This is a genomic window from Roseovarius tibetensis, from assembly GCF_050896375.1.
GTDB classification, from domain to species: domain Bacteria; phylum Pseudomonadota; class Alphaproteobacteria; order Rhodobacterales; family Rhodobacteraceae; genus Roseovarius; species Roseovarius tibetensis.
Window position 1 is genome coordinate 1 of sequence record NZ_JBPBBB010000065.1, and the last position, 10,959, is coordinate 10,959.

General features: G+C 64.4%; 7 protein-coding genes and 1 pseudogene. 1 reads left to right on the forward strand and 7 read right to left on the reverse strand.

Features of this window, described 5'->3' with window-relative positions:
- The 7 genes and pseudogenes from ACROSR_RS19355 to ACROSR_RS19385 all read right to left on the reverse strand — a co-directional run.
- Positions 1-401: pseudogene (locus ACROSR_RS19355) on the reverse strand (peptidylprolyl isomerase); the annotation flags it as partial.
- 5 nt (positions 402-406) lie between these two features.
- Positions 407-1,186 (reverse strand): respiratory nitrate reductase subunit gamma, encoded by a 780-nt coding sequence (gene narI, locus ACROSR_RS19360; RefSeq protein ID WP_432687528.1) that lies wholly within the window; start codon positions 1,184-1,186, stop codon positions 407-409.
- Between the two features lie 11 nt (positions 1,187-1,197).
- Positions 1,198-1,911 (reverse strand): nitrate reductase molybdenum cofactor assembly chaperone, encoded by a 714-nt coding sequence (narJ, locus tag ACROSR_RS19365; RefSeq protein ID WP_432687529.1) that lies wholly within the window; start codon positions 1,909-1,911, stop codon positions 1,198-1,200.
- A complete protein-coding gene (narH, locus tag ACROSR_RS19370) occupies positions 1,911-3,440 on the reverse strand; it encodes a nitrate reductase subunit beta (protein WP_432687530.1) in 1,530 nt (509 codons plus the stop codon). The genes narJ and narH overlap by 1 nt, the downstream gene beginning before the upstream one ends.
- Positions 3,437-7,207 (reverse strand): nitrate reductase subunit alpha, encoded by a 3,771-nt coding sequence (locus tag ACROSR_RS19375; protein ID WP_432687531.1) that lies wholly within the window; start codon positions 7,205-7,207, stop codon positions 3,437-3,439. The genes narH and ACROSR_RS19375 overlap by 4 nt, the downstream gene beginning before the upstream one ends.
- 21 nt (positions 7,208-7,228) lie before the next feature.
- The gene (locus tag ACROSR_RS19380; protein ID WP_432687532.1) at positions 7,229-8,635 is read right to left on the reverse strand and encodes a NarK family nitrate/nitrite MFS transporter; all 1,407 of its coding nucleotides are present in this window, start codon (positions 8,633-8,635) and stop codon (positions 7,229-7,231) included.
- Between the two features lie 67 nt (positions 8,636-8,702).
- Positions 8,703-10,067 carry an MFS transporter gene (locus ACROSR_RS19385; RefSeq protein WP_432687533.1) on the reverse strand — a complete coding sequence of 455 codons (1,365 nt, stop codon included), beginning with the start codon at positions 10,065-10,067 and terminating at the stop codon, positions 8,703-8,705.
- Positions 10,068-10,306: 239 nt separating this feature from the next.
- On the opposite strand from ACROSR_RS19385, the gene ACROSR_RS19390 reads away from it, so the two are divergent.
- The coding region (locus ACROSR_RS19390) for a helix-turn-helix domain-containing protein (protein ID WP_432687534.1) at positions 10,307-10,959 on the forward strand (653 nt) is incomplete at its 3' end.

Below are 10,959 nucleotides of genomic sequence, written 5' to 3' on the forward strand. Positions count from 1 at the left end.
GCAGCGCTACCCTCCTCGTCGCGCGGATCGCAGGCGCACAGGATATGCGACACGTCCCACAGCGGCGCCGAGCGGAAGCGCTCGGGATCGCGCGCCCATTCCGCGTGGATCTGCGCCTCGGTCACTTCCGCTGGCTCGACCGCCTCTTCGAGAAGCGTGCGGATCGTCGCCTCGTCCTCGGTCTCGAACCGGCCGGGGGCCAGTTCCTGCACCTCGGCCTGCAGACCCCGACGGGCCGCTTCCTGCAGCAGCAGGGCGCGGATTGTCAGCGCCTGCGCGGCCTTGCGCCAGGCGATGCCGGGCTTGCCCGCGGGGCCGGGATGGTTCTGGGCCTCGGCCGCGATGGCGGCCGGGGCGATGGTCTCATTGTTGACGACGACGTCGGGAAAGAGGGCGTTCATCAGGCTCACTCCGCGGGGGTGGTCTTGGGCGACGGGCCCTTGGGCGCCTCGGCCCGGTCTATCGCGCGGCGGCGGTCGGCCAGCGGACGCGTGCGCCGCGAGCGCACGATCTGGTAGCCGGGGCGCAGGGTGACATAGCGCAGCGGGATCGACAGCATGTGCACCAGACGGGTGAACGGGAACAGCGCCACGATCACCATGCCCAGCAGGATATGCGCCTTGTAGAGCCAGTGCACGTTGATCACCTGCTCCCACGCGTTGAGCTGCAGACCCATCACGCTTTGCGACCATGTCATGAACAGCACCATCTTGCCGCCGTCCATGTGCTGCAGCGTGAGGATGATGGTGCCCATGCCGATGACGATCTGCAGCCACAGGATCGCGAGGATGCCGATATCGGCATAGCTGGAATTGACCCGGATGCGGGTGTCGAACAGCCGCCGGTGCAGCAGCATGCTGGCGCCCACGAACGCCGCGATCCCGGCCGTCCCGCCGAGTATCACCGCCACCCACTGCTTGAAGCCGTAGCTGATGCCGAGGGCATCAAGCACCCAGATCGGCGTGAAAAGCCCGATCAGGTGACCGAAGAACAGCACGATGATGCCCACGTGAAAGAGGACCGAGCCCCACATCAGCTGCTTGCGCCGCAGAAGCTGGCTGGAGGATGATTTCCAGGTGAAGGGATCACGCTCGTAGCGCGCGATGGTCCCGATCAGCGCGACGGCCAGAACCGCATAGGGCAGGATGCCGAAGATCAGGTAGTTGATATCGAAATTTCCGAACATTGGATCTGCTCCTATTCAGCGGCGTGCGAGGCACGGTCCTTTGCGGGGGTCCCGGGGTCCATCTGCGCGAGCATGTCGCGCACCTGCGGGCAGCCGGCATTGGGGTCGGGGCCGAAGGTGACCTCGGCCTCTTCCCAGACGGCATCGAGCGCCTCGAGATCCGTGGGATCGTCGTCCGGCTCTGCCAGAAGTTCGGCCACGGCCTCGCTGTCTGCCTGCGTGTGCGCAAGCTGGATCAGCGCCGGGAACAGCGGCGCGTAAAGGCTGTCGCGCCGGGTCAGGCGCTCCTCGATGGCGGCGAGGATATGTGCTGCATCCTGCAGCACGTCCTCGACCTCGGCCGCTGGCCGGGTCGCGAGATATTCCAGCAGCACCGGCAGGTGGTCGGGCAGTTCGGTGGTCGCGGGCTCGAACCCGGCGGCGCGGTAGGTCTCCATCAGGCTGACCATCGCCCCGCCACGATCACGGCTTTCGCCATGCACATGTTCGAAGAGGTTCAGCGACAGGGTGCGCGAACGATCGAACAGCATGACGTAACTTTCCTGCAGATCGTAGATGTCGCCCTGCGCCAACCGCGCCAGCAGGGGGCGCAGCGCGTCGCGCAACGCCGGTGTCAGGCGCGCATCGGCCGTGACCGCCGCGCCGATCTCGGGCATGCCCGCCTGCAATTCCACTGTCGGATAGCTGAGCAGCAGCGACAGCGCCTTGAGTGTCCGGTCCATCATCAGAATGTCTCCGTCGGCAGGGTGAGGGTCTTTTTCTTCTTGCCGCCGAACAGCGAGTACTTGTTCTGCGATCCCGTAGAGCAGCCATTGCCGTCGGTGAAGCCGCAGCCGCCGCGGATATCCTCGCCGTCCTCGACCTGTTCGCGGTGCGCGGTGGGGATCACGAAGCGATCCTCGTAATCGGCGATGGCCATGATCTTGTACATGTCCTCGATCACCCGGCCGGACATGCCGACGCGGGCGGCGATCGCCTCGTCACGCACGCCGTCCACCGACAGCGCGCGCATGTAGAGCCGCATCGCCGACATCCGCTCCAGCGCCTGCACGATCGGCTCCTCGTCGCCGGCGGTCAGCATGTTGGCGAGGTATTGCACCGGAATGCGCAAGCTGCGCACGTCGGGCATCTCGTCGCTCATCGCGATCTGGCCAGCCTGTGCCGCGTTCTGGATGGGCGAAAGCGGCGGGATGTACCAGACCATCGGCAGCGTCCGGTATTCGGGATGCAGCGGGAAGGCGACCTTCCAGTCCATCGCCATCTTCCAGACCGGGCTGACCTTGGCGGCCTCGATCCAGTCCTCGGGCACGCCGTCGCGCAGGGCGGCGGCGATCACCTCGGGGTCGTTGGGATCGAGGAACACGTCCATCTGCGCGCCGTAGAGGTCGGTCTCGCGCTCGGCATTTGCGGCCTCCTCTATCTTGTCGGCGTCATAGAGGATCACGCCGAGATAGCGGATGCGCCCGACGCAGGTTTCCGAACAGACCGTGGGCTGGCCGCTCTCGATGCGCGGATAGCAGAAGGTGCATTTTTCCGATTTGCCGGTGTCCCAGTTGTAATAGATCTTCTTGTAGGGACAGCCCGAGATGCACATCCGCCAGCCGCGGCATTTCTCCTGGTCGATGAGGACGATGCCGTCCTCCTCGCGCTTGTAGATCGCCCCCGACGGGCAGGACGCCGAACAGGTCGGGTTGAGGCAATGCTCGCACAGACGCGGCAGGTACATCATGAAGGTGTTTTCATATTCTCCGTAGATCTGCTTCTGGATGTCTCCGAAGTTGTAATCCTTCGACCGCTTCGAGAACTCGCCGCCGAGGATCTCTTCCCAGTTCGGGCCCTTCTCGATCTTGTCCATCGGCTCTCCGGTGATCCGCGAGCGCGGGCGCGCGGTCGGGAAGTGATCCATGTCCGGCGCGGATTTCAGGTGGTCGTAGTCGAAATCGAACGGCTCGTAATAGTCGTCGATCTCGGGCATGTCGGGATTGGCAAAGATGTTCGCGAGGATCCGCCACTTGGAGCCCTGCTTGGGCTGCAACGTGCCCTTGGCATTGCGCACCCAGCCACCGTTCCAGCGTTTCTGGTTTTCCCAGTCGGTCGGATAGCCGGTGCCGGGCTTGGTCTCGACATTGTTGAACCACGCGTATTCGACGCCGTCGCGGCTGGTCCAGACGTTCTTGCAGGTGACCGAGCAGGTGTGACACCCGATGCATTTATCGAGGTTCAAGACCTTGCCGATTTGTGCGCGTACTCTCATTTCACCGTCTCCACCTTGTTGATGCCGGTACTGGCGATCGGTCTGGGTTTGGGCGTATCCAGCCAGTCGACGTTCTTCATCTTGCGCACGATCACGAACTCGTCGCGATTGCTGCCGACGGTGCCGTAATAGTTGAACCCATACGAAAGCTGCGCGTAGCCTCCGATCATGTGCGTCGGTTTCAGCGTCGCGCGCGTGACCGAGTTGTGGATGCCGCCGCGATGACCGGTCTTTTCCGATCCGGGCGTGTTCACGATCTTTTCCTGCGCGTGATACATGAACAGCGTGCCCTGCTTGATCCGCTGGGAGACCACCACCCGCGCGGTCAGCGCGCCGTTGATGTTGTAGGCCTCGACCCAGTCGTTATCCTCCAGCCCGGCCTTTTGCGCATCGACCTCGGACATCCACACGACCGGCCCGCCGCGGTTGAGCGTCAGCATCAGCAGGTTGTCGGTATAGGTCGAGTGGATCCCCCATTTCTGGTGCGGCGTGATGAAGTTCAGCACGACATGCGGGCTGCCTTCGGCGGCGTCGTTGTTGACGGCGGCGGTTATGGTCTTCAGGTCCACCGGCGGGCGGTAGCCGACGAAGCCCTCGCCGAAGGCGCGCATCCACAGGTGATCCTGATAAAGCTGTTGTCGGCCCGTCAGCGTACGCCACGGGATCAGCTCGTGGACATTGGTGTAGCCGGCATTGTAGCTGACCGTCTCGCTTTCGATGCCCGACCAGGTGGGCGACGAGATGATCTTGCGCGGTTGCGCCGCGATGTCGCGAAAGCGGATCTTGGTGTGATGCGATCCTTCCGCGAGATGCGCGTGCTGCCGTCCGGTGGGTTTCTCAAGCTCGTGCCACGCCTTGACGGCGACATGGCCGTTGGTCTCGGGCGCGAGCATCAGGATCATCTCGCAGGCGTCGATGGCCGTCTCCAGCCTGGGCTGACCTTTCGCGACGCCCTCGTCCAGCACCACACCGTTGAGATCGCGCAAGGCTTGCACCTCTTCGCCGGTTTTCCAGGTGATGCCCTTGCCGCCATTGCCGAGCTTATCAAGAAGCGGCCCGATGGCGGTGAATTTACGGTAGAGGTTGGGATAATCCCGTTCCACCGCGACATAATTGGGCGCGGTCTTGCCGGGGATCAGGTCGCACTCGCCCTTCTTCCAGTCGCGGACATACGCCTGCGCCAGCTCGCCTGGCGTGTCGTGCAGTAGCGGAACCTGCACCACATCCGTCTCGACGCCCAGAACCTCGGGCGCGACCTCGGAGAACTTGCGCGCGATGGACTTGAAGATGTCCCAGTCCGAGCGCGACTCGTAGGCCGGGTCCACGGCGGCCTGCAGCGGGTGGATGAACGGGTGCATGTCGCTCGTGTTCATGTCGTCCTTTTCGTACCAACTGGCGGTCGGCAGGACGATGTCGGAATAGACGCAGGTCGTGGACATGCGGAAATCGATCGCCACAAGCAGGTCCAGCTTGCCCTTCGGGGCCTCTTCGTGCCACGCGGCCTCGACCGGCATCACGCCGCCTTCCTCGCCCAGATCCTTGCCCATCACGCCGTGATCGGTGCCCAGCAGGTGCTTAAGGAAATATTCGTGCCCCTTGCCGCTGGACCCCAGCAGGTTCGACCGCCAGACGAACAGGTTGCGCGGCCAGTTTTCCGGTGCGTCGGGATCCTCGCAGGACATTTGCAGATCGCCGGATTTCAACTGCTCGGCGACGTAGGCCGGGATCTCCTTGCCGGCCTTCTTGGCGGCTTTCGACACCTCCAGCGGGTTGGTCTTCAGCTGCGGCGCGGAGGGCAGCCAGCCCATGCGTTCGGCGCGGATGTTGTAGTCGATCAGTGACACGTCCCAGTCGCCCTCGGGCGCCGTGGGCGACAGGATCTCGCCCGCGCGCAAGGTCTCGTAGCGCCACTGGTCGGTATGGGCGTACCACGCACTGGTCGAGTTCATGTGCCGCGGCGGGCGGTTCCAGTCGAGCGCGAAGGCGAGCGGTTGCCACCCGGTCTGCGGGCGCAGCTTTTCCTGGCCCACGTAATGCGACCAGCCGCCACCCTCGTGGCCGATGCAACCGCACATCACCAGCATGTTGATGATGCCGCGATAGTTCATGTCCATGTGATACCAGTGGTTCAGACCGGCCCCGAGGATGACCATCGACTTGCCTTGCGTCTTCTCCGCATTGCCGGCGAATTCTCGGGCGACAGCGATGATCTTCTCGGCCGCGACCCCGGTGATCTTCTCGGCCCAGGCGGGGGTGTAGGGCTTGTCCTCGGTGAAGTCCTGCGACACCCAGTCACCGCCAAGGCCGCGGTCGAGCCCGTAATTGGCGCAGAACAGATCGAACACCGTGGCGACCAGCGCGTCGGAGCCGTCGGCCAGCGTCACCCGCTTGGCGGGGATGTTGCGGGTCAGCACGTCGGGGTGGTCGCATTTGACGAACGCCCCGGTGGCAGCCCCCCCGAAATACGGGAAATCGACGCCGACGATCTCGTCGTGATCGCTGTCGAGGATGTTGGTCAGGCGCAGACGCGTCTCGGCCTGGCCCGCGCGGTCCTCGAGGTTCCACTTGCCTTCCTCGCCCCAACGGAACCCGATCGAGCCGTTGGGTGCGACGATGCTTTCGCTTGCCTCGTCATAGGCCACCGTCTTCCAGTCGGGGTTGTTGGTCTCGCCCAGGGCGCCGTCGAAATCCTCGGCCCGCAGCATCCGGCCCGGCACGAGATTGCCGTCCCGCTCGTCAAGCCGCACCAGCATCGGCATGTCGGTGTACTTGCGGGCGTACTCCTCGAAATACTCGGCCTGCCGGTCGAGGTGATACTCGCGCAGGATGACATGGCCCATGGCCATCGACAGCGCCGCATCGGTCCCGGCCTGCGGATTGAGCCAGATATCGCCGAACTTCGCGGCCTCGGAATAGTCCGGGCTGACCACCGCCGACTTGGTGCCGCGATAGCGCACCTCGGTGTAGAAATGCGCGTCCGGCGTGCGCGTCTGCGGCACGTTCGACCCCCAGAGCAGCAGGAACCCCGCATTGTACCAGTCGGCTGATTCCGGCACGTCCGTCTGCTCGCCCCATGTCTGGGGCGATGCGGGGGGAAGGTCGCAATACCAGTCGTAGAACGACATGCAGGTGCCGCCCAGAAGCGACAGATAGCGCGTTCCGGCGGCGTAGCTGACCATCGACATCGCCGGGATCGGCGAGAAGCCGAAGACCCGGTCGGGCCCGTAGGTTTTCGCGGTGTGGGCGTTGGCGGCAGCGACGATCTCGGTCGCCTCGTCCCACGTGGCGCGCACGAAGCCGCCCTTGCCGCGGGTCGTGGTGTAGCTTGCGCGCAGGTCCGGATCGTTCTGGATCGCCGCCCAGGCGGCGACCGGCGTCATGTCCTGCCGCATCTGCCGCCAGGCGCGCATCAGGGCACCCCGTATCAACGGGTTCTTCACCCGGTTGGCGGAATAGAGATACCAGCTGTAGGAGGCACCCCGCGCACATCCGCGCGGCTCGTGGTTAGGCATGCCCGCGCGGGTACGCGGATAATCGGTCTGCTGCGTCTCCCACGTGACGATGCCGGACTTGACGTAGATCTTCCAGCTGCACGACCCGGTGCAGTTCACCCCGTGGGTCGAGCGCACGACCTTGTCGTGCCGCCAGCGGTTTCTGTAGGTGTCTTCCCAGTCGCGGTTCTCGGACGTGGTCTCGCCCCAGCCATCCGAGAAGGGCTCCAGTTGTTTGCTGGAGAAGAAGTTCAGTCTGTCGAGGATATGGCTCATGGCTATGGTCCTTTTCTTGGCTCAGGCGGTCTTGCCGCGCTCGATATCGTGAAGCAGCCCGCCGGGACGGGTGTAGACCGCGAAGGCCAGCGCGACGCAGACCACGTAGAAGATGAGGAAGGTCCACAGCGCCGCGGCCGGCCCACCCGTCAGGGCGATCGAGGTGCCGTAGGCCTTGGGAATGAAGAAGGCGCCATAGGCCGCGATGGCGCTGGTGAAGGCGATGATAGAGGACGCTTCGCGCTCGGCCTGTTTGCGCGCCGCCTCGGCCCCCTGCCGGGGGTTCAGCCGCGCGATCTCGCGCCGCATGATCACCGGGATCATCTGGAAGGTCGAGGCATTGCCCACGCCCGTCAGAAAGAACAGCGCCATGAAGCAGGCGAAGAAGCCCCAGAAATTGCCCGCGCTGCCCTCGAGCGGCAGGAATTGCAGCACCCCGAACACCGCCACGATCATCCCGACGAAGGTCCAGAACGTAACGCGCCCGCCGCCGTACTTGTCGGACACCCAGCCGGTGGCCGCACGGCTGAGCGCGCCGACAAGCGGGCCCAGAAACGCCAGGTGCAGCATGTCGAGATCCGGGAACTGCGTCTTCATCAGCAGCGGAAAGCCCGCCGAATAGCCGATGAAGCTGCCGAAGGTGCCGGTATAGAGGACGCACATGATCCAGTTCTGCTTGCGCTTGAGGATCTGCAACTGGTCCGACAGCGAGGCCTTGGCATCGGCGATGTCATCCATGCCGAACCAGGCGGCCACCGTCGCCACAATCAGAAACGGCACCCAGACAAAGCCCGCATTCTGCAGCCAGATCTTGCCGCCGTCGCTGAGGGTTTGCGGCGCGCCGCCGATGGCCCCGAACACCCCCACGGTGATCACCACGGGGACGAGGAACTGCATGACCGACACGCCCAGATTGCCCAGCCCGGCATTGAGCGCCAACGCGTTGCCTTTTTGCGCGCGCGGGTAAAAATAGGAAATGTTGGCCATTGATGAGGCGAAGTTGCCGCCGCCCAGGCCGCAAAGCAGCGCAAGGATCAGGAACATCGCATAGGGCGTGTCCGGGCTCTGCACGGCAAAGCCGATCCCGAAGGCCGGGATCAACAGCGAGGCGGTGGACAATGTCGTCCAGAGCCGCCCGCCGAAGATCGGGATCATGAAGCTGTAGAAGATTCGCAGCGTCGCCCCCGACAGGCCGGGCAGCGCGGCCAGCCAGAACAGCTGATCGGTGGTGAAATCGAACCCGATGGCGGGCAGCTTGGCCACCACGATCGACCAGACCAGCCAGACCGAAAAGGCCAGAAGCAGCGCCGGGATGGAAATCCAGAGGTTGCGGCGAGCGATTCGCGCGCCGGTCTTGGTCCAGAAGGTGTCGTCCTCGGGCCGCCAGTCGGTCAGCAGGTGACCGGAGTTGCTGGATTGGGAGGTCATGTCGAATATGTCCTTGTAACTTGGTTTCCGGGGTGCGGCCGCGATGGGCCGCACCGGCTGTCGATCATCAGGCGGGTTGCGCGTGCGGGCCGCGTCCGCCTTGCGACGTGTCGGGTCCCGGCATCTCGAACGGCGCGTCCGGCACGTCCGACAGGTATCTCTCCTCGGCCAGCGCGGGGTGCCGGCGGCGTTCCATCCGGCGGATGGCGACATGCATCCAAACGGTCATCACCGCGACCAACACGAAAAGCAGCATGAAGGGCGCGGTCCAGACCCCGGTCAGATCCAGCAGCGCGCCGAAGGCGATCGGCAGGAAGAAGCCGCCAAGGCCGCCGATCATGCCCACCAGCCCGCCGACCGATCCGACATGGCTGGGGTAATAGACCGGGATATGCTTGTAGACCGCCGCCTTGCCGAGGCTCATCATGAAGCCGAGGATCACGGTCAGCGTGACGAAGACCCCGACATTCAGACCGAACTCGAAAGAGATGGGCGCGTCGATGCCCTGCACGGTGTAGCTTGTCTGCGGATAGCTCATGACGAAGAGTACCGCGAGCGAGACGAGGAAGGTGGCGTACATGACGGCGCGCGCGCCCCACTTGTCCGACATCCAGCCGCCGAGCGCGCGAAACACCGAGCCGGGCAGGCTGTAGAGGCCCGCGAAGACGCCCGCAGTCGTCAGCTCCAGCCCGTAGGCGCCCGTGTAGTAGCGCGGCAGAAAGCTGGCCAGCGCCACGAACGCCCCGAAGACGAAGAAGTAATAGGTGGCAAAGCGCCAGACCTGGATGTTCTTCAGCGGCGCCAGTTGATCGGCGGTCGAGACCGGGCCGCCGCCGGTGCGCTTGCGTTCTTCATGGACCGGATCGGTCTTGGCGAGCATGAAGAACAGCACCGCCGTCACGGCGAGGACCACGGCATAGACGCGCGCCGTACCTTCCCAGCCAAGGGCGACCACCAGAAACGGCGCGGCAAAGTTCGTCACCGCCGCGCCCACGTTACCGGCGCCGAAGATGCCCAGGGCGGTGCCCTGACGCTCCTTCTCGAACCAGCGCGAGGTATAGGCGACCCCCACGATGAACGACCCGCCGGCCAGCCCGAGGCCAAGCGCGGCGAGCAGGAAGATCTCGTAGGTCTGGACACTGGTCAGCAGCCAGACGGCGACTGCCGTGACCAGCATCTGCAGCGGGAACATGACCCGACCGCCGAATTGCTCGGTCCAGACACCGAGAAAAATGCGGCTGATGGACCCGGTCAGCACCGGTGTTGCCACCAGCAGGCCGAATTGCGTGTCGTTGAGCCCGAGGTCTTCCTTGATCTGCACGCCGATGATCGAGAAGATCGTCCAGACCGCGAAGCAGACCGTGAAGGCAAAGGTGCTCAGTCCCAAGGCACGGTACTGGTCCGTGCGTGTGACACCGTCGAGCGTGGTCATGAGGGTCTCCTGAGTTTTATCCTGGGTGACGTTCGCGGTCGACGAAACACGGCGAGGCCGACGCGTTTTTTGACCTGGATCAAATGACGCAAGCGCGCGCGGCCAAATAAATCCGGGCGCAAATCATGTCCGGTGGCGACTTAAAAAACGTGGCGCTGCGCGAAAGCACTGGCGCGCCGGGCGCTTGACATTTATCAATTTGCAATTGAGGGACGGCCTGGAAAGAAGGGAACGACTCGATGAGATCCGATGATATCCCCGCGATTCGGGACCTCGACCTCTTCCGCTCGATGGCCGAGGACAGCTTTCACACCCTCGTCCAGGCGGCCTATCTGCAAGGCTTCCCGCCGCAGGTCGATCTCATCACCGAGGGCGATCCTGCGGATTTCCTGCATGTCGTGGTGTCCGGGGCGGTCGATCTCTATGCCGGCTGGAACGGGCGCGAGACCAGCATGGCCACTGTGCGCCCGATCTCGACCTTCATCCTGGCCGCGACGATCCGCGACGCGCCGTACCTGATGTCGGCCCGTACGCTGGAGAAAAGCCGCATCATCCTGATCCCCAGCGAGGATGTGCGCGCGGCCTTCGACGCGGATGGCGAGTTCGCCCGCGCCGTGGTGCGCGAACTCGCGCAGTGCTACCGCTCGGTCGTCAAGGCCCAGAAGGACCTCAAGCTGCGCAGCTCGCTGGAACGGCTGGCGAATTTCCTGTTGCGCCAGCAACAGCGCGCGGGCGGCGGGCCGTGCTTCGATCTGCCCTTCGACAAGCGACGCCTCGCCTCGTTTCTGGGGATGACGCCGGAAAACCTCAGCCGTGCCTTCAAATCCTTGCAGAATTACGGCGTGGCGGTCGACGCCGCGCGCGTCACCATCAACGATCGCGCCGACCTCGA